Raw genomic sequence first — 25,535 nt, forward strand, 5'->3', positions numbered from 1 at the left:
CCGCCGGCACTCGTCGTCGGCCGGCCTCAGCCGCGCGGGAGGATCGTGGTGAGGACCGTGGGGAGGGGGTACCAGTCCGAGGAGGTGATCGAGGCGTGGTGGGTGGCCATCAGGGCCACGCGGGCCCGGGCCTGGGCCTCGGTGGGGTGCACCGGGTCGATGGCCGGGGCGACGCCGTGGGCGTCCGTGGCGATCAGGAGGTAGTGGTTGCGGTCGTACCAGGCGGTGTCGATCGAGCCGGAGGCGTAGGCACTCGCATCCCCGTCGAAGACGACGAACCAGGGGCGCAGCGAGGCGTCGGCGTAGCGGGTGCGCGGGTCGCCCGGCTCGGCGCGGTGGACCGCCGGGAAGGCGGCGGCCCGGTCGAGGCGGCCGGAGGCCGCGAGGGCGCGCAGGTGCTCCGCGTACTCGCGGTCCGTCCAGAGCTTGTCCGCACTGTTGCCCTCCTCGACGGTGCCGGGGATGAGCTCGACGAGGAACTTGCCCGCCATCGCGGAGCGGGCCGGCCAGGCTCCGGCGCGGGCGGCCGCGTCGAGGTCGGGGTGGCCGGCGGCGAGCTGTCCGGGGCGGTAGAGGGCGTCGCCGAGCTTGGAGTCCAGCAGGGCGTCGAGGTCGGCGGGGCCGCGGCCGAGGTTGGCGGCGAAACCGTCCTTGAGTTCCAGCTTGAGGACGACCGGGCGGTGTCCGGGGTGGGCGTCGTGCCAGCTGCGGATGTCGGAGAGGCAGCCCGCGAGGTTCTGGTTGCGGGACTTGGTGCGCAGCTGGGCGGGGGTGGTGGCGTTCTCGCAGTTGCTGTCGTTGCCGAAGGGGTTGTCGTGCGAGACCCGCCAGGAGCTGCCGAAGAAGTTGGTCCACACGTCGAGTTCGAGCATCGCCGCGCCGGAGTCGAGGGCGTCCGCGAAGTACGGGTACTTCGTCTTCTCGTAGGCGTTGTGCACGCCCACCCCGGTGGAGCCGGCGTACGGGAGGTCCGCGGCGGGGGTGGCCGCGCCGGCGGGGGCGGCGCCCAGGGTGAGGGCCAGGCCGAAGGCCAGGCCGAGGGCCGCCAGGGTGGACAGCAGCGCTGCCGCCGTCCGGTTCCGTAGGTTCATGCGTCCGACTCCCGTGTGCTGGTGGCGTTCAAGTCGCCGTGAGGTTAGGGGAGTTGGGTGGCGCGTGGAAGGACGGCGGATGGCGGGCCGGGGAGTGTGAGGACGGACACGCTCCGTTTCCGGGACGTGTGTCACCTTTGTACCCGTCGGAGGGCGAAGGTCGAAGGTCGATGGGAGACAGGGATGATCCTCGGGAGCGGGTGCGCCATATGTTCGGCACGGTGAGGGGCAGGGTCGTCGGCGTCTGCGTGCTGGCCGGGATCTGCTGCGCCCTGGTGGCAGTCGGCGTGGGCCGGCTGGGCTTCTTCGGGCACGTCGCCGACGGCGATCCGGCGCGCGGGACGTACGTACAGGACGCCGGTCTCGCCGACCGGGCGGCCGCCGCCGTGGAGGAGCTGACCGACGGGCCGGGCGCCGAGGGGGCGCCGGACGCGGGGACCCGGCCGCTCGGCGGGACCGTACCCGCCGAGGGCGCGGCCGGCGGCTCCGGGGCCGGCGGCGGATGGCGGGCCTCCGAGCCGCTGGAGGCCCGGACCGCACCCACCGAACCGGCGATCGGGGCCCTGTTCTCCCCCGGCCTGGACTGGGACGGCGAGCACCACTGCTCGGGCAGCGTCGTCCACTCCCCCGGCGGCGACCTCGTCGTCACCGCCGCGCACTGCGTGTACCAGAGCGGCTTCCGCACCAACCTCGCCTTCGTCCCCGGCTACCGGGACGGCGCGGCCCCCTACGGCGTCTGGGTGCCCACCCGCATCGAGGTGGACCCCCGCTGGGTGGAGTCCGCCGACCCCGACCACGACGTGGCCTTCGTCCGGGTGCGCCGGGCCGGGCAGCCGGGCCTGCGGCTGGAGGACGCCACCGGGTCGCACCCGGTCGGCTTCCGGCCCGAACTGCCCGCGCCCGCCCGGCTGGTGGGCTACCCGAACGACGCCGAGCAGCCGCTGGGATGCGCCAACACGGCCGAAGCCGCCGGGCCCACGCAGCTGCGGCTGGACTGCGCGGACGTGCCCAACGGGACCAGCGGCGGCCCCGTCCTGAGCGCGGCCGGGACCCTGATCGGGGTGATCGGCGGCCGGGACGGAGGCGGGGACGAGGTGACCTCGTACAGCAGTTATTTCGGCGAGGACACCCGCGCCCTGTACGAGCGGGCCGTCAGGGACTGAGGGAGGGCTATGCCGTCTCCCTCGGGAGGTGGTGGGGAGGGTACCGGGAGGTCGAAGGGGCGCTCGGCAGGCGCCACTTGGACAGGACGCGGAGCATCGTCCACGGGCTGAGGAGGGTGTTCGGCGGGGCGGACAGGGAGAGGACGCCGAAGAAGGACGCGGAGACGGCCGGGTCGGCGTTGGCCCCCACGACGACCCGGGACATGTAGCGCTGGAGGACGCGGGTGGCCCGGTCGGGCGGGGGCCCTTCCGTGCCGGGGTAGCGCAGGTCCTCGCTGGTGGCGATCTGCCAGGCGACGGACGCGACGGCGGCCGTACGCCGCTGCACGCGCCGGGCGGCGGCCGGGATCTCCCGCAGGGTGAGCCCGGACAGGGCCTCGTCCAGGGCCTCAGCGCCGAGGGCGGCGACGGTCATCCCGTGCCCGTAGACGGGGTTGAAGCGGCACAAGGCGTCCCCGACGACGAGGAGGCCGTCGGGCCAGCGGTCGAGGCGCTCGTAGTGGCGCCATTCGTTGGCGGTGCCGCGGAAGCCGGTGGGCTCGGAGAGCGGTTCGGCCGCGCGGAGGGCGTCGTGGAGGGCGGGGCTGCGCAGCCGGCGGGCGAAGTCGAGGAACTCGGGGTCCTTGGTGGGCGGGGCGTGCTCGCCGTTGCCGATGAGGGTCACCATCCAGCGGTCGCCGTCCAGCGGGACCAGTACGCCCCCGCGCGGGCTGTCCGGGCGGCCCTGTACGTACATGCCCTGCCAGCGGCGTTCCGGGCCCTTCGGGATGGCGTACGTACGGCTGGAGTAGCCGAGGTGGGCGTCGTAGCGGGTGACCGCCGGGGCGGGGTGACCGAGGGCGGCCAGCCAGGCGGGGGTCTTCGAGGCGCGTCCGGTGGCGTCGACGACGAGGCGGGCGGCCAGCCGCTCGGCGGGCGCCGCGGGGCCGTCGCCCCCGCGCAGGACGACCCCGGCCACCGTGCGGCCGTCCGCCCCCGCGAGGAGCCCGGTGGCGAGCCGGCCGGCCACGACCCGGATCCGGCCCTCCCCCTCGCGCAGGACCGCGCGGCGGACGGTCCAGTCGATGAGGTCGCGGCTGCCGACGAGCTGCCGGGCGCCCGGCACCTGCCGGAACCAGTCGGCGGTGCTCAGCCACAGGAAGTCGCGCGGGGTCTCCAGCAGGGTGGAGCCGCCCGCCGTCAGCTCGTCCGTGATCCCGGGCAGCAGCCGCTCGATGAGCTCCAGGCCGCGCGACCACAGCACGTGCACGTGGCGGGACTGCGGTACTCCGGGCCGGAACTCCGGCCCGTCCTCGGGTAACTCGTCCCGCTCGACGATCGTGACGCGGGCGAACCGCCGCGCGAGCACCCGCGCCGAGAGCAGCCCCGCCAGGCCGGCCCCGAGGACCACGGCGTGGTCGTCCCCGCCTTCTGGGTGGTTGTCCGGAGTGTCGTCCATACCGTCGAGTGTCCGCCCCGCCGGGCTGCCCGGGTCAGGCCCCGTCCGGGGCGGACGGAGGCGCGACGGGGCGGACGGAGGCGGCCGGGGGCGCGCCCGCGCCGGGAACGCCGCCCGTACGACCCCGCCCGGCCCGGACCGTACGCCGCCGCCCGGATCAGGCGGGACCGGCGGCAGGACCGTCAGGCCCTCAGGGCGTGCCCGTGGATGCCGCGACCAGGACGTCGCCCGCCGCCACCCGGCTGTAGAGGACCGTGCGGCCCGTGCGGCGGCGGAGGATCAGGCCTGCCGCCAGGAGCACCTTGAGCTGGCCGGACACCGTGCCCAGGCCGAGGCCCGTCAGGGCCACCAGTTGCGTCGTGGACTTCGGGCTCTCCAGCAGGATCAGCACCCGGGCCCGTACCGGCCCCAGCAGCCGTACCAGCGCCTGCGGGGCGGTCCCCGACTGCGTGAGCTGCCCCTCGCAGGGGTAGACCAGCGCGTGCCGGTACGACCCGGTCCAGGCCACCCAGCCGTGCCCGGGAGTCACCGGGACGAAGACCAGCCCGGCGTCACCCGACAGCTCGCGCGGCGGCCGGTCCTGGAGGTTGATCCGCAGCCGGCCCTCCCCGAGCCAGGCCATGCCGGGCCGCATCCCGGACAACGCGGAGGCCCAGCCGCCCCGGCTCAGGTCCCGGGTGCGGACCAGGATGTCGGCCTCGGCGACCCGGCGCCGGCGTTCCCAGTCCGGGCGTACCGCCTCGGCCCAGACCCACTCGAGCAGTTCCGCCGTCCTCGGCCCCAGCCCCCGGGCGCGGGCGAGGGACTCGGGCAGTCGCCCGGAGGCGGCGCGCAGGTCCGTACGCACCACCGCGTCCGGGGTCGCGCGGACCGGGGCGAGCTCTTCCTCGAAGGAACGCCCGTCCGGCGGCGGGGTGAGGAACCCTGCGATCCACAGCCGGCCGAGGGCCGCCCGTACGAGGGCGGCGGTGACGGGTTCGGCCGCCAGGTACGCCCGGTAGTGCGGGAGCCGGTCCGCCAGCCAGGCCCGGTCGCCGGGGTGCGGTGCGGTCCGCCGCTCCAGGGCCATCAGGGCGGCGGTGGTCTCGGCCAGCGCGGACACGACGAAGCGGCTCTGCGCGAGCGCGTCGGTGTCGATCCGCCACCACCCCACGTCCTGCCTCCCCCCTCCGCCCGACCGGGCCGCTCGTACCTGCCGCTGCCACTGCCGATGCCACTGCCACTGCCGCCAGAGCCGGAGGACCGTCCCGGCCCCGGCGAACCCCGCGGCCCGCTTCCACGTTTCGCGTCCCCGCGAAACATTAGGCCACCCCCCGCCCCGCCCCGGAGACTCCCCGCATGCCCCGGACCTACCGCTCGCTCGCGCGTGTCCCCGAGTTCGCCCCCTTCTTCGGCGCCGCCGCCCTGCGCATCGGCGCCTCCACCGTCGGCTCCCTCGCCCTCGGTGTCCTCGTCTACGACCGCACCCGCAGCCCCCTGCTCTCCTCCCTCGCCATGTTCGGCCCCTCCCTCGCCCAGGTCCTCGGTGCGACCCTGCTGATGTCCGCCGCCGACCGGCTGCCCCCGCGGGCCGCGCTCGGCTGGCTCGCGGGCCTCGCCGCGGCCGGTACCGCCCTGCTGGCCGTTCCGGGGCTGCCGCTGTGGGCGGTGTTCGCGGTCCTCCTCGGCCAGGGCCTCGCGGACTCCCTCGCGGGCGGGGTCCGTTACGGGCTGCTCACCGAGATCCTGCCGCCCGGCGACTACCTGCTGGGCCGCTCCCTGCTCGCGATCTGCGCGGGCGTCACCCAGGTCGCCGGTTTCGCCCTCGGCGGGCTGCTGCTCGCCGCGCTGTCCCCGCGCGGGACCCTGCTGACGGCCGCCGCCCTCGGGGCGGCCGCCGCGCTGACCGTGGTGCTCGGGCTGCGCCCCCGCGCGGCCCGGTCGGGCGGCCGGCCCTCGCCGGGCGAGACCTGGCGGGTCAACGTCCTGCTGTTCTCGCACCCGGGCCGCCGGAGCCTGTACCTCGCCCTGTGGGTGCCCAACGGCCTGATCGTCGGCTGCGAGTCCCTGTTCGTCCCCTACGACGCCGCCCACGCGGGCCTGCTCTTCGGCTGCGCCGCCGCCGGGATGCTCGTCGGGGACACCGTCGCCGGGCGCTGGCTGCCGGCCCGGCTGCGGGTGCGGCTCGCGGCCCCGCTGCGGCTGCTGCTCGCAGTGCCGTACCTGGTGTTCGTCCTCGAACCGGGGCCGGTCCTCGCCACCGCCGCCGTGGCGCTGGCCTCCGTCGGCTACTCGGCGGGACTGCTGATGCAGGAACGCCTCCTGCCGCTGCTGCCGGAGGGCACCCAGGGTCAGGCCCTCGGCCTGCACTCGGCGGGGATGCTGACCCTCCAGGGCGTGTGCGCGGCGCTCGCGGGGGCGCTCGCCCAGTACACCTCGCCGGTGGTCGCGATGACGGCACTGGCGGGGGCGTCCGTCCTGGTCACCCTGGCACTGGAGCCGGGCCTGCGGGCCAGTAAGCTGCGGATCCGTCCCCCGCAGTCCCCTACTCCCGTCCCCCGAGGTAGCGCGCAGTGAGCTCCGCAGCACCCCCCATCCCGGTGACGGTCGTCGGGCTCGGCGCCGACGGCTGGGCCGGGCTCGCCGCGAGCGCCCGGGCCGCGCTCGCCTCCGCCGAGGTGCTGATCGGCGGGCCGCGCCAGCTGGACCTGCTGCCGGCCGCGGAGTGCGGCGGCCTGCGCGTGGCCTGGCCGAGCCCGCTGCGCCCGGCCGTGCCGAAGCTGATGGCCGAGCACGCGGGACGCCGGATCGCGGTACTGGCCAGCGGGGACCCCATGTTCTACGGGATCGGCCGCGCCCTCTCCGAGGAGCTGGGCCCCGGCGCCCTGCGCGTCCACCCGCACCCCTCCTCCGTGTCCTACGCGTGCGCCCGCCTGGGCTGGCCGGTGGAGGACACCGAGGTGGTCACCGTCGTCGGCCGCCCGGTGGCCCGGCTCGCGGCCGCCCTGTCCGAGGGCCGGCGGGTGCTGGTGCTGAGCGCCGGAGCGGCGACCCCGGGCGAGATCGCCGCCCTGCTGCGGGAGCGGGGCTTCGGCCCGAGCCGGATGCGGGTGCTGGAACAGCTGGGCTCCGAGCGCGAGGACGCGTACGAGGGCACGGCCGCGCACTGGGAGCACCCGCCGGGCGACCCCCTCAACGTGGTCGCCGTCGACTGCCGGCGCGACCCCGCCCACCCGGCGCCCCGGCTCGGCTCCACGCCCGGCCTGCCCGACGCCGCGTACGAGCACGACGGGCAGCTCACGAAGCGGCACGTGCGCGCCGCGACGCTGTGCGCGCTGGCCCCCGCCCCCGGCGAGCTGCTGTGGGACATCGGCGGCGGCTCCGGTTCCATCGGCATCGAGTGGATGCGTACGCACCCCTCCTGCCGCGCGGTCGCGGTGGAACGGGTTCCCGCGCGCGCGGCCCGCATCACCCGCAACGCGGCGGCGCTCGGCGTACCGGGCCTGCGCGTGGTGGTCGGCGCGGCCCCGGCGGCCCTGGAGGGGCTGCCGGCCCCCGACGCCGTGTTCATCGGCGGCGGGCTGACCGCGCAGGGCCTGCTCGACGCGGCCTGGGCGGCGCTGGTGCCGGGCGGCCGGCTGGTCGTCAACACCGTCACCCTGGAGTCGGAGGCGGTCCTCACCGACCGCTACCGGCGGCACGGCGGCGACCTGGTGAAGCTGGCCGTCGCGCACGCCGTGCCGGTCGGCGGTTTCACGGGCTGGCGCCAGGCCATGCCGGTCACCCAGTGGTCGGTCACCAAGCCCCTGCCGGAGTCCGGGCCCGGGCCCGGTTCCCCGTCCGAACCCGTCCACGACACCGCGAGCGCGAAGGATCTGCCATGACCGTGTACTTCATCGGAGCGGGCCCCGGCGCCGCCGACCTGATCACCGTGCGCGGCGCCCGGACCCTGGCCGCCGCGCCGGTCTGCCTGTACGCGGGCAGCCTGGTCCCGCGCGAGCTGCTCGCCGAATGCCCGGCGGACGCCCGGCTGGTGGACACCTCGCAGCTGAACCTGGACCAGATCGTCGCCGAGTGCGTACGGGCCCACGAGGCGGGCCAGGACGTGGCGCGGCTGCACTCCGGCGACCCGTCGATCTTCAGCGCGGTCGCCGAGCAGATGCGGCGCCTCGACGCCGCCGGGATCCCGTACGAGGTCGTCCCGGGCGTGCCCGCCTTCGCGGCGGCGGCCGCAGCCCTCAAGCGGGAGCTGACCGTCCCGACGGTCGGGCAGACCGTGATCCTCACCCGGATCGCCCAGCAGGCGACGCCGATGCCGCCCGGCGAGGACCTCGCGACGCTGGGGCGCAGCGGTGCGCTGCTGGTGCTGCACCTGGCCACCCGGTACGTGGACCGGGTCGTGGAGGAGCTGCTGCCGCACTACGGCGCCGACTGCCCGGTGGCGGTGGTGGCGATGGCCAGCCGCCCCGACGAGCTGATCCTGCGCGGCACGCTGACCGACATCGCGGCGCAGGTGAAGGAGGCGGGGCTGGTGCGCACGGCGGTGATCGTGGTCGGGCGGACGCTGACCGCGGAGCAGTTCCGGGACAGCCACCTGTACTCCCCCGAGCGCGACCGGCATGTCTGCTGAACCGGGACCCCGCCCGCACGTCCTGATCCTGGGCGGTACGACGGAGGCCCGCCGGCTCGCGGAGGCGCTCGCGCGGGACACCTCGTACCGGGTGACGACCTCGCTGGCCGGCCGGGTGGCGTCGCCGGTGCTGCCGCCGGGCGAGGTCCGCATCGGCGGCTTCGGGGGCGCGGAGGGCCTGGCCGGGTGGATCGCCGGGCACGGCGTCACGCGGGTGGTCGACGCCACGCACCCCTTCGCGGAGCGGATGAGCTTCCACGCGGCGCGGGCGGGCGAGCTGACGGGCGTCCCGCTGCTGGCGTTGCGGCGGCCCGGCTGGACCCCGGGCCCGGGGGACGACTGGACCTTCACCGACTCCCTCGCCGGGGCGGCCGCGCTGCTGCCCGGCTTCGGCGAGCGGGTGTTCCTGACGACGGGCCGGACGGGCCTGCACACCTTCGCGGGGGTCACCGACCGCTGGTTCCTGGTGCGTTCGGTGGACCCTCCGGCGGGGCCCGTGCCGCCGCGCCTGGAAGTGCTGCTGGCGCGCGGCCCGTTCGGCCTGGAGGAGGAGCGGGAGCTGCTGGCCCGCCACCGGATCGACGTACTGGTCACGAAGGACAGCGGTGGCGGCGCGACGGCCCCGAAACTCACCGCCGCCCGGGAGGCGGGCATCCCGGTCCTGCTCGTCGGCCGCCCCGCGGTCCCGGCGCACGTCCCGCTGGCCCCGTCGGTGGAGTCGGCCCTCGCCTGGCTCGAGGCGGGCTCGGAGCCGGCCCCTGAAACGGGCCCCGAGACGGACGCGGACGCAGAGGCCTAGAACATCCGCCTCTGCAGGACTTTCAGCCGGTTTCGGTGGGGCTTTCGGCCCGGGAGCGCGGTCCCGGAGGCGAACATCCGGGGAACTCCGGCCCGCCGCGTCCGCGTTCGCGGCCGGTGGCTCCTCCAGCGGCTCTTGCCGGGTTCCATACCGGCTCCGGCGGCGGCCCCCCACCCGGCCCCGGCCCCGCGCCGCACCCTCTAGGCTGGGGGAATGCGGATACGTCACTCCCTCGTCCTGATCCTCGCCGCCGCGACGCTCGTCACCGGTTGCGGCGAGAAAGCGGCGCCCCGGGGGTGGGAGCCCGACGAAGCGCTCCAGCGTGCCGACGAGACCCTGGCGAAGCACGCCGGTGAGGGCCGCGTGACGATGCGGGGCACCGGATTCCTCGCCGCCGGGCTGGAGAAGGCCCTGGAGACCGACGGGGAGCGCCCGTACCGCTTCGACATCGCCTGCGACAGCGAGGAGGTCGCCCGGGTGAGGTTCGTGCTGACGCGCGAGGGCGGCGCCGGGGACCGCTCCTTCGACGTGGCGTGCTCCGCCGGGGAGGTGACCCGGGTCAACTTCCCGGCCGGCTCGGCGGTGACGGCGCACGTCGAGGCCGCGCCGAAGGACGAGTCTCCGCCGGCCGGGGTGCTGTCCTGGCAGCTGCTCACCGTCGACCCCAAGGACGTCCAGGGCTGCGCGGACATGCTCGCCGGCTGCCCCTGAGCCGTACGCCACGAGGCCGTACGCCACGAGCCGTGACGGCGTCGGCCCCGGGGCAGGACCGCCCCGGGGCCGACGCCGCCGGCTCGGCTCACCTCACGGGTAGCGGCGCGGGGTCCACGTCACGCGCGAGCCGTCGGGCCGCTCGGTGACCTGGGTCTGCGAGGAGCCGATCAGCAGGATCGTGCGCATGTCGACCTCGGACGGCTCCAGTTCGGCCAGCGTGAGGACGCGTACCGACTGCTCGGGGCCGCCCACGTCGCGGGCGACGACCACCGGGGTCTCGGGGGAACGCAGCTCCAGCAGCAGTTCCTTGGCCTGCGCCACCTGCCAGGTCCGGCTGCGCGAGCCCGGGTTGTACAGGGCGAGCACCAGATCGGCGGCGGCCGCCGCGCGCAGCCGCCCGGCGATGACCTCCCACGGCTTGAGCCGGTCGGAGAGGGAGACGGTGGCGTAGTCGTGGCCGAGCGGCGCGCCGGCCGCGGCGGCGGCCGCGTTGGCGGCGGTCACCCCGGGCAGGACCCGTACCGGCACGTCCTCGTACTCCGGCTGCCCGGCGACCTCCAGGACGGCGGTGGCCATGGCGAAGACCCCGGGGTCGCCGCCGGAGACCACCACGACCCGCTTGCCGCGCCGGGCGAGGTCGAGGGCGAACTCGGCGCGCTCGGACTCCACCTTGTTGTCGGAGCCGTGCCGCACCTGGCCCGGCCGGACCGGCACCCGGTCCAGGTACGTCGTGTACCCGACGAGGACCTCCGCGTCGGCCAGGGCCCGCCGGGTCTCGGGGGTGAGCCAGAGCGGCCCGGCCGGTCCGGTGCCGACGACCGCGACCTCGCCGGGGCCGGACGGCACGCTGCCCGGGTTCCCGATCCGGCTGGGCACGACGGCGACGGCGAAGTACGGCACGCTGTCCGGGTCGGTGTCCGCGAGGACCCCGGTGCGCTCCCCGGCCATGGTGGCGCGTTCCACGTAACGGGCCTCGGCGAGACGGCCGCTGCCCTCCATGGCCCGCCGGACGGCGGGGAAGGTGCGGCCGAGCTTCATCACGACCGCCGAGTCGGTGGCGGCGAGGCGGGCGGTGAGCTCCTCCTCGGGCAGGGTGCCGGGCAGGATCGTCAGCACCTCCTCGCCCTCGACGAGCGGGGTCCCGAGCCGGGCGGCGGCGGCGCTCACCGAGGTGACGCCGGGGATCACCTCGGCCTCGTACCGGTCCGCGAGCCGCTTGTGCATGTGCATGTACGAGCCGTAGAAGAGCGGGTCGCCCTCCGCGAGGACGGCGACGGTGCGGCCGGCGTCCAGGTGCGCGGCCAGCCGGGCGGCGGAGGCCTCGTAGAACTCCTCCATCGCGCCCTGGTAGCCGCCGGGGTGGTCGGTGGTCTCGGTGGTGACCGGGTAGACCAGCGGCTCCTCGACGTGGTCGGCGCGCAGATGCTTCGCGGCGATCGAGCGGGCGATGGAACGGCCGTGGCGGGCGCTGTGGTAGGCGACGACGTCCGCCTCGGCGATGACCTCGACGGCCCTCAGCGTCATCAGGGAGGGGTCGCCGGGCCCGAGGCCGACCCCGTACAGCTTGCCCGAGATGTCCGCGGTGCTCATTCTTCCTCGCTCGCGATCGCGTTGACGGCGGCGGCCGCGATGGCGCTGCCGCCGCGCCGGCCCCGCACGATCAGGTGGTCCAGGCCCGAGGCGTGCGCGGCGAGGGCGTCCTTGGACTCGGCGGCGCCGATGAAGCCCACGGGGACGCCGATGACGGCGGCGGGGCGCGGGGCGCCCTCCTCGATCATCTCCAGCAGCCGGAACAGCGCGGTCGGCGCGTTGCCGACGGCGATCACGGAGCCCTCCAACAGGCCCCGGTCGCGCCAGACTTCGAGGGCGGCGGCGCTGCGCGTGGTGCCCATCTTCGCGGCCAGCGCGGGCACGGCCGGGTCGGAGAGGGTGCAGATGACCTCGTTGTCGGCGGGGAGCCGCTTGCGGGTGACGCCGCTGGCGACCATCTGTACGTCGCACAGGATCGGGGCGCCTGCGTGCAGCGCGGCGCGGGCGCGCAGCACGACCTCGGGGGTCCAGCCGAGGTCCTGGGGGAGGTCGGTCATACCGCAGGCGTGAATCATGCGCACCGCGACCTGGGCGACCGATGCGGGCAGCCCTGAGAGGTCCGCCTCGGCGCGGATCGTGGCAAAGGACTGGCGGTAGATCGCGGCGCCGTCCTTCTCGTACTCGAACACGGTGTACTCGCTCATTTCTTCACTGCGGCTTCGGACGGTGAGGGGGTGTTGCGCGCGGCCGTGAGGGCCGCGGCCAGGTCGGTGCCGGGCGGCAGGGGCCGCCCGTGCACGGCGAGTTCGTAGCCGCCGCCCGCGGTGGCGGTCGCGTCCACCCAGGCGGCGCCGCGGGGGTGCCCGCAGCGGCGGGCGCAGCCCGACCAGTGGACGGGCAGCGGCCCGCGCGACAGTTGTACGAGGGCCCGCGCGTCGGCGCGTACGTCCGCGAGGGACTTGGCGCAACCGGGGCGGCCCGTGCAGGCGGTGACGGACTCCCAGGGGTCGTCGGGCGCCAGGACCAGCCCGGCGCCGGCGACCGCGTGCCGGTGGGCGCCGGCCCGGGGCAGGACGATGCTCCGCCAGGGGGTGACCCGCAGCCCGCCGCCGTCACCGTCCGCGGCGGCGCCGGCGAGCACCCGCCACTGCGCGGAGGCCAGCCGGCCCAGCGGGGGCAGTACGCACAGGGCATCCTGCTCCCCGGCGTCGGATCCCGACGGCCGGGGCGGCGGGCAGTACGGCCACGCCACCTCGGGCCGAACCTCGCCCGCGATCCCGGCGACACCCAACCGCGCGGCGAACTCACCGACATCCAGAGCGCGTTCGAGGGGGAGCTCGGCCACGCGCCAGGCGCGGGTGCCGGCGGCCTCGGCGGCGTCCAGGAAGTACGCGGCGGCCAGCCATGCCGCCCGGGGCGCGTCGGCGGCGGCCAGCTCCACGGCGCCGGCGGCCGCGCCGAGGCGCAGCAGCGCGCGGCCGTGCGGTATGCCCAGCACGGTCACGTCGGGGTCGAGGGCGGCGACGTCGCCGCGGCCGTCGTCGAGGGCGAACAGGAAACGGCCGGACAGGGCCGTCGCCCGGGTGCTCGCGCACAGCAGCCGGTCCAGCTCACCGACCCACGGCGTGACATCGGGCCGTCCGGTGCTCCCGATCCCCGCCATCGGCGTGGCCACGATGTTCCGCACCCGCTCGTGGCCGGGCGCGGGCAGCAGCCCGGCCGCGTCGAGCAGCTCGGCCAGCGCGCCGCCGCAGCCGTCGGCGAGCCCGCGCAGCTGGACGTTGCCGCGGGAGGTCAGCTCCAGGTGGCCGTCGCCGAACCGGTCGGCGGCGCCGGCGAGCGCGAAGGCCTGCGCGGCGGTGAGCAGTCCGCCGGGGATCCGGACGCGCGCGAGGTAGCCGTCGTCCGCCGCGTGCAGACGCAGCGCGCCCGGGCAGGCGTCGCCGCGGTCCCGTATGACGGGCTCGTCCCGGGACGCGGCGGAAGGGGGCTGGGGCATGGCCGCGAGCATACCCACGATTCCCCACCCCCGACCTGTGTCCGTCACCACCCCACCCCCTCCGACCAGCCACTCCCCGCCGGCGGCCGGGTGCGGCCCACTGCACGGCGCTCCGCGCCCGCGCCTCAATCGCCGGCGGGGCTGGATTCGGCTGATGTGACCGGTCGGCTGCCGGACGGCGCCAAAATCCAGCCCCGCCGGCGTTTGAGGCGCCGGGGCCTGGGGCAGAGCCACGGCGCCGCGTGCGACCACCCCCGACCCCCGCTCCCGGCCAGGGACCCGGCCACCTAAGATGACCTTCCGGTGGGCCACTCGGCCCGCCATCGCCGAGGACGGCGACATGGGAGGAAGCCCGGTGAGATTCCGGCGCGGTCCCGCCACTGTGAACCCCGCGGAGCGATCCGTCGGGTGAGTCAGGAACTCCCGCTGTCCTCACTGCCCGGGGCGCGGAATCCCCGAGGAAGGCCTGCCGCCGCATGATCCTGCTGCTGTCGACGTCCGACACCGATCTGCTCAGCGCCCGCGCCGCGGACGGCCCCGTCCCGTACCGGTTCGCGAACCCCTCCCGTCTTCCCCTCGACGACCTCCCCGGCCTCCTGGACGGGGTGGACCTGGTCGTCGTACGCCTCCTCGGCGGGCTCCGCGCCTGGCAGGAGGGCCTCGACCTGCTGCTGGCCGCGGACCAGCCGCGCCCGGTGGTCGTCCTGACCGGCGAACAGGCCCCGGACGCCCAGCTGATGGAGGCCTCGACCGTCCCGATCGGCATCGCCGCCGAGGCGCACGGCTACCTCGCGCACGGCGGCCCGGCCAACCTCGGCCAGCTGGCCCGGTTCCTCTCGGACACGGTGCTGCTGACCGGCCACGGTTTCGAGCCCCCGGCCGCCTCCCCCACCTGGGGCCCCCTGGACCGCACCGCGCGGGCCACCGAAGGTCCCGAGGTCGCGGTCCTCTACTACCGCGCGCACCAGATGAGCGGCAACACCGCCTTCGTGCACGCCCTCTGCGACGCGATCGAGGCCAAGGGCGCCCGGCCCGTCCCGCTCTACGTGTCCTCCCTGCGCACCCCGGAGCCGGAGCTGCTCGAGGCCCTGGGGTCCGCCGACGCGATCATCACCACGGTCCTCGCGGCCGGCGGCACCCGCCCCGCGACCGCTTCGGCGGGCGGGGACGACGAGTCCTGGGACGCGGGCGCCCTCGCCGGGCTCGGCGTGCCGATCCTGCAGGCCCTGTGCCTGACGGGTTCGCGCGGCAACTGGGAGGAGAACGACGAGGGCCTCTCGCCCCTGGACGCCGCGACGCAGGTCGCCGTCCCGGAGTTCGACGGCCGTCTGATCACCGTCCCGTTCTCCTTCAAGGAGATCGACGAGGACGGCCTGCCCTCCTACGTGGCCGATCCCGAGCGGGCCGCCCGGGTCGCGGGCATCGCCGTGCGCCACGCCCGGCTGCGCCACATCGACCGCCGCGACAAGCGGATCGCGCTGGTCCTGTCCGCGTACCCGACGAAGCACTCCCGCATCGGCAACGCGGTCGGCCTGGACACCCCGGCCAGCGCCGTGGAACTGCTGCGCACCCTGATCGCCGGCGGCTACGACTTCGGCCCCGCCGACCAGATCCCGGGCCTGATCTCCGGTGACGGCGACGAGCTGATCCGCGCCCTGATCGAGGCCGGTGGCCACGACCAGGACTGGCTGACGGAGGAGCAGCTCGCCCGGAACCCGGTCCGCATCCCGGCCGCCGACTACCGCCGCTGGTTCGCCGAGCTGCCGGCGGAGCTGCGCGAGAGCGTCGAGCAGCACTGGGGCGAGGCGCCCGGCAACATGTTCGTGGACCGCTCGGCCAACCCGGAGGGCGACATCGTCCTCGCGGCGCTGCGCCGCGGGAACCTCCTCATCCTGATCCAGCCGCCGCGCGGCTTCGGTGAGAACCCGATCGCGATCTACCACGACCCGGACCTGCCGCCCTCGCACCACTACCTGGCCGCGTACCGCTGGATCCAGGCGTCGGCCGAGGACGGCGGTTTCGGCGCCGACGCGATGATCCACCTGGGCAAGCACGGCAACCTGGAGTGGCTGCCGGGCAAGAACGCCGGCCTGTCCGCCTCCTGCGCGCCCGACGCCGCGCTCGGCGACCTGCCCCTCATCTACCCGTTCCTGGTGAACGACCCGGGAGAGGGCACGCAGGCCAAGCGCCGCGTGCACGCCACCCTGGTCGACCACCTGGTGCCGCCGATGGCGCGCGCCGAGTCGTACGGGGACATCGCCCGCCTCGAACAGCACCTGGACGAGTACGCGCAGATCAGCGCCATGGACCCGGCGAAGCTGCCGGCGATCCGCGCGCAGATCTGGACGCTGATCCAGGCGGCGAAGCTGGACCACGACCTGGGCCTCGCCGAACGCCCCGACGACGACGGCTTCGACGACTTCCTCCTCCACGTCGACGGCTGGCTGTGCGAGGTCAAGGACGCCCAGATCCGCGACGGCCTGCACGTCCTGGGTGGCGCTCCGACCGGCGAGGCCAGGGTCAACCTGGTCCTCGCGATCCTGCGGGCCCGTCAGATCTGGGGCGGGACGACGGCCCTGCCCGGCCTGCGCGAGGCCCTCGGCCTCGACGAGTCGGCGGCGACCCGTACCTCGGCGGACGCCGTGGAGGAGACGGCCCGCGCACTGGTGCTGGCGATGGAGGACGCGGGCTGGGACCCGGCCGCGGTGGCCGCGGTCGCGGACGGCCACGGCCCGGACGTGGCGGCGGTCCTCACCTTCGCCGCGCACGAGGTGGTCCCGCGCCTGGCGGGCACGGTCGACGAGATCGCGCACGTGGTGAGCGCCCTGGACGGCGCCTTCGTCCCGGCGGGCCCGTCGGGCTCCCCGCTGCGCGGCCTGGTCAACGTCCTGCCGACCGGCCGCAACTTCTACTCGGTGGACCCGAAGGCCGTCCCCTCCCGTCTGGCGTGGGAGACCGGTCAGGCCCTCGCGGAGTCCCTCCTGACCCGCTACCGCACCGACCACGGCGAGTGGCCGGCGTCGGTCGGCCTGTCCCTGTGGGGCACGAGCGCGATGCGCACGGCGGGCGACGACATCGCCGAGGCCCTGTCGCTGCTGGGCGTCCGCCCGGTCTGGGACGAGGCCTCCCGCCGGGTCACCGGTATCGAGCCGATCCCGCTCGCCGAGCTGGGCCGTCCGCGCATCGATGTCACGCTGCGCATCTCGGGCTTCTTCCGCGACGCGTTCCCGCACGTCATCGGGCTGCTGGACGACGCGGTGCGGCTCGCGGCCTCCCTCGACGAGCCCGCCGACGACAACTTCGTCCGGGCGCACGCCCAGGCGGACCTGGCCGCGCACGGCGACGAGCGCCGCGCGACCACCCGTATCTTCGGTTCGCGCCCGGGGACGTACGGGGCGGGCATCCTCCAGCTGATCGACTCCCGTGACTGGCGTACGGACGCCGACCTCGCGGAGGTCTACACGGTGTGGGGCGGGTACGCGTACGGGCGCGGTCTGGAGGGCCGCCCGGCGCGCGAGGAGATGGAGACCGCCTACAAGCGGATCACGGTCGCCGCGAAGAACACCGACACGCGTGAGCACGACATCGCGGACTCGGACGACTACTTCCAGTACCACGGCGGCATGGTGGCGACGGTCCGCGCGCTGCGCGGCACGGCCCCGGAGGCGTACATCGGCGACTCCACCCGCCCGGAGACGGTCAAGACCCGCACCCTGGTGGAGGAGACCTCGCGGGTGTTCCGGGCCCGTGTGGTGAACCCGAAGTGGATCGAGGCGATGCGCCGCCACGGCTACAAGGGCGCCTTCGAGCTGGCGGCGACGGTCGACTACCTCTTCGGCTACGACGCCACCACGGGCGTGGTCGCGGACTGGATGTACGACAAGCTGACGGAGACGTACGTCCTGGACCCGGAGAACCGCGCCTTCCTGGAGGAGGCCAACCCCTGGGCCCTGCACGGCATCGCGGAGCGGCTGCTGGAGGCGGAGTCGCGCGGCATGTGGGAGAAGCCGGACCCGCAGGTCCTGGAAGCGCTGCGCCAGGTCTACCTGGACACCGAGGGCAACCTCGAGGGCGAGGCGGAGTAGCCGCCGCCGCACGGCCCGCGCACGGATGCCCCCGCCCCCTCTCGCAGGGGGGCGGGGGCATCCGCCGTTCCGGGCCGGTGCGGTCAGACCTTGACGGTCTGGTTCAGCGCGACCAGGGCCGAGGCCCAGCGGGCGTACTTGAGCTGGCCGAAGTCGGCGACGGTCCTGACGCCGAAGGCCTGCTGGAGGAGTTCGGCGTCCTTGTCGGTGACGCCCTTGAGCGCCGCCACGGGCGCGGAGAGGATCTCCGCGAGCGGCTTGTCCTCCCAGGCCTTGTCCAGCACCTTGCTCAGATCGATCGTAGACATGCGGGTGCCCTCCCGTACGGGGATCTACATACGGCCGTAAATCTATACGAATAGGGCACTTCGACCGGGCTACGACACCGCCGAGCCCCTCGCCCCCCCTCAGCGCGCCGCGCCCCCGCCCACGAACCGCCCGCCGAGGCCGTCGATCACGGCGTCCAGCCCGGCCTCGAACTGCCAGGCCGCGTCGTCCTTGCGGACGGCCCCGTGCACGTAGCGCTGGACGGCGGGGTAGCGGCCGGTGCGCAGCAGCCACACCATCTGGGGGGCGAGGGCCTCGCGCAGTTCGTGGCCGCTGCCCAGGCCCTCACCCGCCATCAGCTGCCGCATGCTGACCTCGACGCCGACCGCGCCGTGGACGTACGCCTCGACGGTGCGCACCGCGGCCATCCGCGCGTCGGGGTCCGCCACCGCCTCCTCCAGTACGGCGAGCGCGCGCTCGGCGGCCGCCATCCGGTGCGGGGTGAGGGCGAAGGCGGTCTGCGGCGAGAGCTGCACGAGCCAGGGGTGGCGGAGCATCAGCTCGCGGGTGTCCAGGGCCTGGGCGCGCAGGCCCGCGCGCCAGCCGCCGGGGACCGGCTCGGCCGACAGCTCGGCATAGGCGAGGTCGACCATCAGCTCGAGGACGTCCTCCTTGCCGGACACGTAGCGGTAGGCCGCCATCGGGGCCACCCCGAGGTCGGTGGCCAGCCGGCGCATGGTGATCGCGTCGAGTCCGTCGGCGTCGGCGATGGCGACCGCGGTGGTGGCGATCAGCTGGGGGGTGAGGATCTGCCGGGGTACGGCGGCGGCGCCCTCCAGGCGTTGCCACAGGGGGGCCGGCGGCTCGCCGCTGTCGTCCTGCTTCTTGCGCACGGCCACGGTGTGCCCCTCTCGTACCTCCGCCGAATTTCCTGCGTACAACGTATCAAGAGTAGACGCTGTACACACTGGCGTGTACGTTGTCCACATCCAGATACAACGTACACACTCAGGGGAGTCCGCCATGTCCACCACCTCCGGCACGCCCACCTCCAGCACGCCCGCCACCCGCCCGCTCCACGTCGCCGTCCTCCTCGGCAGCACCCGCGAAGGCCGCTTCGGCGGGGTGGTCGCCGACTGGATCACCCGCCGGCTCGCCGAGCACGCGGAGTTCACCGCCGACCTGATCGACCTGGAGGAGACCCCGCTGCCCACCGTCTTCCCGGTCCTCGGCCAGGCCCCCTCCTCCCCGGAGGCCCGCGAACTGCTGGCCGCCGTGAAGCCCAGGATGGCGGCGGCGGACGCCTTCGTCCTCGTCACGCCCGAGTACAACCACAGCTTCCCCGCCGTCCTGAAGAACGCCATCGACTGGCACAACCAGGAATGGCACGCCAAGCCCGTCTCCTTCGTCTCCTACGGGGGCTTCTCGGCCGGACTGCGCGCCGTCGAGCAGCTGCGCCTGGTCCTGGCCGAGCTGCACGCCGTGACGATCCGCGACTCCGTCGGATTCCAGGGCATCTGGGCCCAGTTCGACGCCGAGGGCGCCCCGCAGGACCCGGCCGCCGAGGTCGCCGCGAAGAAGATGCTCGACCAGCTCGCCTGGTGGGGCCACGCCCTGCGCGACGCCAAGTCCGTCCGCCCGTACTCCGCCTGACGCACACCCAGGGGGGAATCCGTCATGACCAAGACCACCACCACGACCACCGCCCGCCCCGCTCCGGACGGCCCCGCGTCACCGCCCGCCGTGCGCGGACCGCTCGGCCTGGCCGTCTCCGGCCTGATGCTCGGCATGTTCCTCGCCATGGTCGACGGCCTGATCGTGGGCCCGGCCCTGCCGACGATCGTCGGCGAACTCGGCGGCGTGGGGGACCTGTCCTGGGTGGTGACGGCCTACCTGCTCGCCGCGGCCGCCACCACCCCCCTGTGGGGCAAGGCGGGTGACCTCTTCGGCCGCAAGGGCTCCTACCTCTGCGCGATCGGGCTGTTCCTCGTCGGCTCCGCCCTGACCGGCCTCGCCCAGAGCATGGGCCAGCTCATCGCCTTCCGCGCCCTCCAGGGCCTGGGGGCGGGCGGCCTGATGGTCGGCGCCCTCTCCATCATCGGCGTCCTGGTCCCGCCCGAACAGCGCGGCCGGGTCCAGTCGGTGTCCGGGATCATGGCGCCGCTCGCCTTCGTCGGCGGCCCGCTGGCCGGCGGGCTCCTGACCGAACACCTCAGCTGGCGCTGGACGTTCTACGTCAACATCCCGCTCGGGCTGATCGCCCTGCTGATCATCGCCCTCACCGTCCGGATCCGCACGCAGCGCGTCAAGGCCCGCATCGACCACGCCGGCATCACCCTGCTCACGGTCGCGGTCGTCGCGCTGACGCTCGTCGCGACCTGGGGCGGCTCCCGGTACGCCTGGACCTCGGCGCCCGTCCTGCTGCTGACGGCGACCGCGCTCGCGGCGCTCGCCGGCTTCGTCCGCGCCGAGCGCCGGGCCGCGGAACCGGTCATCCCGCCCCGGCTGTTCGCCGACCGCGACTTCACCACCGCGCAGATCCTCAGCTTCCTCGTCGGCGCGGTCATGGTGACGCTGTCCAGCTACCTCCCGCAGTACCTCCAGTTCGTCCAGGGCTCCTCCCCGACTGCCAGCGGACTGCTCATCCTGCCGCTCCTGTTCGGCATGCTCGGCGCGCAGCTGCTCATCGGCCACCTGTACGCCCGCGCCCGCCACCACCGCCGCCGCTTCGCGCTCCTCGGCGGCGCCCTGGGCGTCCTCGGCACCGCCCTGCTGTTCCTGCTCGGCCCCGGCACCCCCACCGCCGCGGCCTCCGCCCTCACCGCGGTCGTCGGCGCCGGCACCGGCCTGCTGATGCAGAGCAGCCTCCTCATCACCACCGACAGCGCCCCCGCCCGCGACATGGGCGCGGCCAGCGGCACCGTCACCCTGCTGCGCACCATCGGCGGCTCCCTCGGCATCGCCCTGCTCGGCGCCCTCTACACCGGCCGGCTGCACACCGGGCTCGCCGAGCAGCTCGGGGCCGAGAACGCCGCCCGGCTCTCCGGACCCGGCGGGGAACTCACCCCGGCCGCCCTGCACACCCTGCCCGCCGGCACCCGCGCGGCCCTCGCCGAATCCGCCACCACGGGCCTGCACGGCCTCCTGACGGGGGTCCTCGTCCTCGCCCTCGCCGCCCTGGCCGCGTCCTTCCTCCTGCGGACGACCCCGCGCGAGGCACGGTCGGGCGCCTGACGAAGGAGGCGGGCGGGCGGCGCAATCCCTCGAAGGGGGGTCCGGCCACCTCCGGGTGGTTCGAACGCCGGATCACGGGGGTGGGTCCGTGCGGGGGTTGAGCTCCGGGGGCCGGTCGTAAGTACGTGCGGACGTTCGCTCCTTCCGTGCCGTGACGCCGCTCTGAACAGCAACGTTCTTCCGGCGTCAGTTCGCAGCCACTGCACCTCGGGAGGAATCTTGCGATCCGTGCACGTTCATGTGGTGTTCGACCAGGCAGCGGTCGGAGGTGCCCGCGGATGAGGCTCCTCAAACGTCCCGCCGCCCCCGGCGCCGCCGTCTCCGACAGCGAGCGGCACCTCTTCGGAGGGCCCCTGCGCTACGACGCCGGCTGGTCCCACCACGACTACGCCCGCCTCGAGAGCCGGCTGATCAGCACCCTGCGCTCCATGCCCCGCATGGTCGGCGGGACCCTGCGGCTGGCCTGGCGCGCCGACCGGCGGGCGCTGGTCACCGTCGCCTGCGCCGAGGCCGGGCAGGGGGTCACCTCCGCCGTCGGGCTGCTCGTGCTCAGCGCGGTGCTCCGTACGCTGCTCGGCTCGGGCAGCCCCGCCGAGCGGCTGCACGCCGCACTGCCCGCCCTGGCGGCCGGCGCGCTGGTGGCCGCACTGGGCGCCGTCCTGGCGTCCCGGTCGACGGCGGCCGCCGGGCGGCTGGAGCCCAAGGTGGAGCGGGCCGCGCACGAGCAGTACCTGAAGGCCGCCGTGGAGGTGGAGCTGGAGGCCATCGAGGACGGGGAGTTCCGGCGGCTGCTCGACAGCGCCCAGTGGGGGCCGCCGTCGGCCCGCCGGACGGTGGGCGCATGCGTGGCCACCCTCGGCGGGATCATCTCCCTGGTCGCCACCGCCGGGGTGCTGACCGTGCTGCACCCGCTGCTGCTGCCCATGCTGCTGCTGATCGCCGCCCCGCGCGGCTGGGGCGCGATGCGGGTGGCGCAGCGCCGCTACCTGTCCGTCATCACCTGGGTCGAGCACGTCCGGGCCGCCCGGCTCATCGGCCAGCTGCTGATCTCCCGCACTTCGGCCCCCGAGGTACGGGTGCACGGCGTCGGCCGCTACCTGCTGGGCCACTACCGCAACATGGGCGAGCACGCCGAGGGCGAGGCCACCCGCCTCGCCAAGGACAAGGCCGCCACCGAGCTGCTGGCCGCCGCCCTGTCCGGGACCGCCGCGCTGGTCACGTACGCGGCGATGGGCGCGCTCATCGTGTCGGGCCGGATGGAGCTCGCCGTCGCGGGGACCGCCGTGTTCGCGGTGCGCACGGGCTCGGCGAGCCTGGGCGCGCTGGTGGCCACCACCAACACCCTGCACGAGGAGTCCCTCTACGTACGGGACCTGGAGCGGTTCGTCGCCGAGGCGGGCCGCCGCGCGATCCCGTCGGGCGGGCTGCCCCTGCCGCAGGCTCCCGCGTCGATCCGGCTGACCGACGTCGGCTTCAGCTACCCGGACCGGGACGAGCCCGCCCTGACCGGGGTCTCCCTGACCATCGAGGCGGGCACCGTCGTCGCCCTGGTCGGGGAGAACGGCTCCGGCAAGAGCACCCTGGTCAAACTGCTGGCCGGACTGCACCTGCCCGACAGCGGAACGCTGACCTGGGACGGGGTGGAGGTGCGGGAGGCGGACCGGGAGCAGGTCTTCGACCGGGTCGCGCTGCTCACCCAGGACTTCGAGCGCTGGCCGGTGACCGCCCGTACCAACATCGCGATCGGCCGGCCCGGCGACGGTGCACCGGACCGGGCCGTCGAGGAGGCCGCGCGGGTGGTCGCCGCGGCCCGCTACGCGGGGGCCGACCGGGTCGTGGACCGGCTCCCGCACGGCTACGAGACCCTGCTCGCCCGGGTGTTCCGGGGCGCGTCGGAGCTCTCCGGGGGACAGTGGCAGAAGTTCGGCCTGGCCCGCGCCCGCTACCGCGACGCCCGCGTCCTGGTCGTGGACGAGCCCACCTCGGCGCTGGACCCGGAGGCGGAGATCGCCGCCTTCGACAGCATCCGCGGGCTGGCCGGCCCGGACCGGGCGGTGGTGCTGGTCACGCACCGGATGTCCGGGGTGCGCCACGCCGACGTCATCCACGTGCTGCACGAGGGGCGGCTCGTCGAACAGGGCGGCCACGACGAGCTGTTGGCGAAGGACGGGCGGTACGCGGCGATGTTCCGGATGCAGGCCCGGCAGTACGAGGGACCCGCCCCTTCTATCCCCCGGCAGGCCGCCGCGCCGCGGAACGACCCGTCCGTCACCTGAAGCGGTGAACTTCCCCTTGTCCCGAGGGCGCCGGGGGTAGGGCACTGCTGATCTCGTGCGGGGGCCGGACTCCACCGGCCCCCGCACCTTGACGAAAGGCCGCCCCGCCGTGACGCAGCCGTTCCGACTGCCGGATTTCTACGTGCCCTATCCGGCGCGACTGAACCCCCACCTGGAGGCCGCGAGGGTCCACACGAAGCGGTGGGCGCGCGACTTCGGGATGCTGGAGGGTTCCGGCGTCTGGGAGGAGAAGGACCTCGACTCCCACGACTACGCGCTGCTCTGCTCGTACACGCACCCCGACTGCGACGGCGAGACGCTGTCCCTGGTCACCGACTGGTACGTGTGGGTGTTCTTCTTCGACGACCACTTCCTGGAGATGTACAAGCGCTCCCAGGACCGCGACGGCGCCAAGGACTACCTGGACAAGCTCGCCGCCTTCATGCCGATGGACCTGGCGGAAGGTTTCCCCGAGCCCACCAACCCCGTCGAGGCGGGGCTCGCCGACCTGTGGGCGCGGACCGTCCCGGCGATGTCGATGGACTGGCGGGAACGATTCTCCCTGTCGACGAAGAACCTGCTCGACGAGTCGATGTGGGAGCTCGCCAACATCAACATCGGGCGGGTGGCGAACCCCCTCGAATACATCGAGATGCGCCGCAAGGTGGGCGGCGCGCCCTGGTCGGCCGGCCTGATCGAGTACGTCTCGGCGGAGGTCCCCGCACGCGTCGCGCACACCCGCCCGCTGGCCGTCCTGCGCGACGCCTTCTCCGACGCCGTGCACATCAGGAACGACCTCTTCTCCTACGAGCGCGAGGTGGCCGACGAGGGCGAACTCTCCAACGCCGTCCTGGTGTTGGAGACCTTCCTCGGCTGCACCACCCAGGAGGCCGCCGAGGCCTCCAACGACCTGCTCACCTCCCGCCTCCAGCAGTTCGAGCAGACGGCGCTCACCGAACTCCCCCAGCTGTTCGCCGACCACGCGATGGACCCGGCCGAGATCGCGGCCGTCCTCGCCTACGCCAAGGGACTCCAGGACTGGCAGTCCGGCGGCCACGAATGGCACATGGTCTCCAGCCGCTACATGAACGAGGAGGCCAGGGCCACCACCCCGGTCACCCTGCCCTTCCTGCCGTCCGGGCTCGGCACCACCGCCCTCGACCTGCGGTCCCTGTTCACCCGCCGCTCGATGGAACTGCGCACCCGCTCCTTCACGCACGTCCCGTTCGAGCGCACCGGCCCGTCCGTGATCCCGGACATCCACATGCCGTTCCCGCTCACCCTGAGCCCGTACCTGGACCGGGCGCGCGAGGGGTCCGTCGACTGGGCCCGCCGGATGGGCCTGCTCGATCCGCAGCCCGGCGACCCCGGTTCGGCGATCTGGAACGAACACAAGCTGCGCGGCTACGACTTCGCCCTCTGCTCGGCCGGCATCGACCCCGACGCCACGCCCGAGGCGCTGCTGCTGAACGCGTGCTGGCTGACCTGGGGGACGTACGGGGACGACTACTACCCGGTGGTCTTCGCGCAGGCCAAGAACCTCGGCGCGGCGAAGGCGACGACGGCCCGGCTGGTGTCGATGATCCCCGTCGACCACGCCGAACAGGGCGTGCCGGCCACCGCGATGGAGCGGTCCCTGGCCGACCTGTGGGTGCGCACCAGCGCGGGCATGACCCCCGAGGTCCGGGGCGAGTTCCGGGCGACGCTCGTGAGCATGCTGCAGAGCTGGGTGTGGGAGATGGAGAACCAGATCCAGAACCGGATCCCGGACCCGGTGGACTACGCCGAGATGCGCCGCCACACCTTCGGCTCGCACCTCACGATGTACCTGTGCCGGCTCGGGCAGGCGGGCCGGGGCATCCCGGAGGAGATCTACCGGTCGGGGACGATCCGTTCCCTGGAGAACGCGGCCGCCGACACCGCCTGCATGATGAACGACATCTTCTCCTACCAGAAGGAGGTGGAGGTCGAGGGCGAGGTGCACAACTACGTCCTGGTGACCCGCAACTTCTTCGACATCGGCTACGCGCAGGCGCTGCACATCTGCCACTCCCTGATGACGCAGCGCACCGAGGAGTTCCAGCACATCGTCGCGAACCAGCTGCCGGCGCTCTACGACGACTGGAAGCTGGGCGCCGAGGCCCGGGCCGGGCTCGACGCGTACGTCGGGGAGCTCCAGGACTGGCTGGCGGGGATCCTCAACTGGCACCGGAAGTGCCGCCGTTACCGTGAGGAGGACCTGCACCGGCTGGGCGACGCCCTGTCGACGGGGGTCTTGAGCTCCGGCTTCGGCATGGCGGCGGCGCGCATCGGCCTGCCCGCCTGAGCCG

19 protein-coding genes and 1 riboswitch are annotated in these 25,535 nt (G+C 74.7%); of the genes, 11 read left to right on the top strand and 8 right to left on the bottom strand.

The window, feature by feature from the left end:
- Positions 1-26: 26 nt before the first annotated feature.
- A complete protein-coding gene (locus tag OOK31_RS06925; RefSeq protein WP_267011439.1) occupies positions 27-1,091 on the bottom strand; it encodes a phosphatidylinositol-specific phospholipase C domain-containing protein in 1,065 nt (354 codons plus the stop codon).
- A gap of 221 nt (positions 1,092-1,312) precedes the next feature.
- On the opposite strand from OOK31_RS06925, the gene OOK31_RS06930 reads away from it, so the two are divergent.
- Positions 1,313-2,254, top strand: a complete 942-nt coding sequence (locus OOK31_RS06930; RefSeq protein WP_267011440.1) for a serine protease — start codon at positions 1,313-1,315, stop codon at positions 2,252-2,254.
- Between the two features lie 7 nt (positions 2,255-2,261).
- Here OOK31_RS06930 and OOK31_RS06935 read toward each other — a convergent pair whose 3' ends face one another.
- Positions 2,262-3,692, bottom strand: coding sequence for an NAD(P)/FAD-dependent oxidoreductase (locus OOK31_RS06935; RefSeq protein ID WP_267011441.1), 1,431 nt, complete (start codon positions 3,690-3,692; stop codon positions 2,262-2,264).
- A gap of 190 nt (positions 3,693-3,882) precedes the next feature.
- Positions 3,883-4,845 carry an ArsR family transcriptional regulator gene (locus OOK31_RS06940; RefSeq protein WP_267011442.1) on the bottom strand — a complete coding sequence of 321 codons (963 nt, stop codon included), beginning with the start codon at positions 4,843-4,845 and terminating at the stop codon, positions 3,883-3,885.
- A 185-nt stretch (positions 4,846-5,030) separates the two neighbouring features.
- Here OOK31_RS06940 and OOK31_RS06945 point away from each other — a divergent pair, with 185 nt between their 5' ends.
- The 5 genes from OOK31_RS06945 to OOK31_RS06965 all read left to right on the top strand — a co-directional run bounded on the left by OOK31_RS06945 (position 5,031) and on the right by OOK31_RS06965 (position 9,811).
- On the top strand, positions 5,031-6,248 hold the full coding sequence (locus OOK31_RS06945) for an MFS transporter (RefSeq protein ID WP_267011443.1): 1,218 nt from the start codon (positions 5,031-5,033) through the stop codon (positions 6,246-6,248).
- Positions 6,245-7,555: a precorrin-6y C5,15-methyltransferase (decarboxylating) subunit CbiE gene (gene cbiE / locus OOK31_RS06950; protein WP_267011444.1), complete on the top strand. Its 1,311-nt coding sequence runs from the start codon at positions 6,245-6,247 to the stop codon at positions 7,553-7,555. The genes OOK31_RS06945 and cbiE overlap by 4 nt, the downstream gene beginning before the upstream one ends.
- Positions 7,552-8,301, top strand: coding sequence for a precorrin-4 C(11)-methyltransferase (gene cobM, locus OOK31_RS06955; protein ID WP_267011445.1), 750 nt, complete (start codon positions 7,552-7,554; stop codon positions 8,299-8,301). Before cbiE ends, cobM begins: the two co-directional genes overlap by 4 nt.
- Entirely contained in the window at positions 8,291-9,100 is an 810-nt protein-coding gene (locus tag OOK31_RS06960; RefSeq protein WP_267011446.1) for a cobalt-precorrin-6A reductase, read from the top strand. Before cobM ends, OOK31_RS06960 begins: the two co-directional genes overlap by 11 nt.
- 213 nt (positions 9,101-9,313) lie before the next feature.
- Positions 9,314-9,811, top strand: a complete 498-nt coding sequence (locus OOK31_RS06965; RefSeq protein ID WP_267011447.1) for a hypothetical protein — start codon at positions 9,314-9,316, stop codon at positions 9,809-9,811.
- 93 nt (positions 9,812-9,904) lie between these two features.
- Here the strand turns inward: OOK31_RS06965 and OOK31_RS06970 are convergent, their stop codons facing one another.
- The 3 genes from OOK31_RS06970 to OOK31_RS06980 are packed head-to-tail and all read right to left on the bottom strand — an operon-like array spanning position 9,905 to position 13,343.
- Entirely contained in the window at positions 9,905-11,404 is a 1,500-nt protein-coding gene (locus OOK31_RS06970; protein ID WP_267011448.1) for a precorrin-2 C(20)-methyltransferase, read from the bottom strand.
- A complete protein-coding gene (locus OOK31_RS06975; protein ID WP_267011449.1) occupies positions 11,401-12,048 on the bottom strand; it encodes a precorrin-8X methylmutase in 648 nt (215 codons plus the stop codon). Before OOK31_RS06975 ends, OOK31_RS06970 begins: the two co-directional genes overlap by 4 nt.
- A complete protein-coding gene (locus OOK31_RS06980) occupies positions 12,045-13,343 on the bottom strand; it encodes a cobalamin biosynthesis protein CobG (RefSeq protein WP_267011450.1) in 1,299 nt (432 codons plus the stop codon). Before OOK31_RS06980 ends, OOK31_RS06975 begins: the two co-directional genes overlap by 4 nt.
- 286 nt (positions 13,344-13,629) lie before the next feature.
- Positions 13,630-13,787, top strand: a riboswitch (cobalamin riboswitch).
- Positions 13,788-13,819: 32 nt separating this feature from the next.
- Between OOK31_RS06980 and cobN the strand changes: the two genes are divergently transcribed.
- Positions 13,820-17,428 (top strand): cobaltochelatase subunit CobN, encoded by a 3,609-nt coding sequence (cobN, locus tag OOK31_RS06985; protein ID WP_267011451.1) that lies wholly within the window; start codon positions 13,820-13,822, stop codon positions 17,426-17,428.
- 83 nt (positions 17,429-17,511) lie between these two features.
- Here cobN and OOK31_RS06990 read toward each other — a convergent pair whose 3' ends face one another.
- Complete coding sequence (locus OOK31_RS06990; RefSeq protein WP_267011452.1) at positions 17,512-17,736, bottom strand: hypothetical protein; 225 nt, start codon at positions 17,734-17,736, stop codon at positions 17,512-17,514.
- A 99-nt stretch (positions 17,737-17,835) separates the two neighbouring features.
- Entirely contained in the window at positions 17,836-18,594 is a 759-nt protein-coding gene (locus tag OOK31_RS06995) for a TetR/AcrR family transcriptional regulator (protein ID WP_267011453.1), read from the bottom strand.
- 124 nt (positions 18,595-18,718) lie between these two features.
- On the opposite strand from OOK31_RS06995, the gene OOK31_RS07000 reads away from it, so the two are divergent.
- The 4 genes from OOK31_RS07000 to OOK31_RS07015 all read left to right on the top strand — a co-directional run bounded on the left by OOK31_RS07000 (position 18,719) and on the right by OOK31_RS07015 (position 25,531).
- Entirely contained in the window at positions 18,719-19,348 is a 630-nt protein-coding gene (locus OOK31_RS07000) for an NADPH-dependent FMN reductase (protein ID WP_267011454.1), read from the top strand.
- A 24-nt stretch (positions 19,349-19,372) separates the two neighbouring features.
- Positions 19,373-20,929 (top strand): DHA2 family efflux MFS transporter permease subunit, encoded by a 1,557-nt coding sequence (locus tag OOK31_RS07005; protein WP_267011455.1) that lies wholly within the window; start codon positions 19,373-19,375, stop codon positions 20,927-20,929.
- Positions 20,930-21,207: 278 nt separating this feature from the next.
- Positions 21,208-23,205, top strand: coding sequence for an ABC transporter ATP-binding protein (locus OOK31_RS07010; RefSeq protein ID WP_267011456.1), 1,998 nt, complete (start codon positions 21,208-21,210; stop codon positions 23,203-23,205).
- Between the two features lie 109 nt (positions 23,206-23,314).
- Positions 23,315-25,531 (top strand): germacradienol/geosmin synthase, encoded by a 2,217-nt coding sequence (locus OOK31_RS07015; protein WP_267011457.1) that lies wholly within the window; start codon positions 23,315-23,317, stop codon positions 25,529-25,531.
- Positions 25,532-25,535: the final 4 nt, after the last annotated feature.

This window comes from Streptomyces sp. NBC_00249, assembly GCF_026342355.1.
GTDB lineage: Bacteria > Actinomycetota > Actinomycetes > Streptomycetales > Streptomycetaceae > Streptomyces.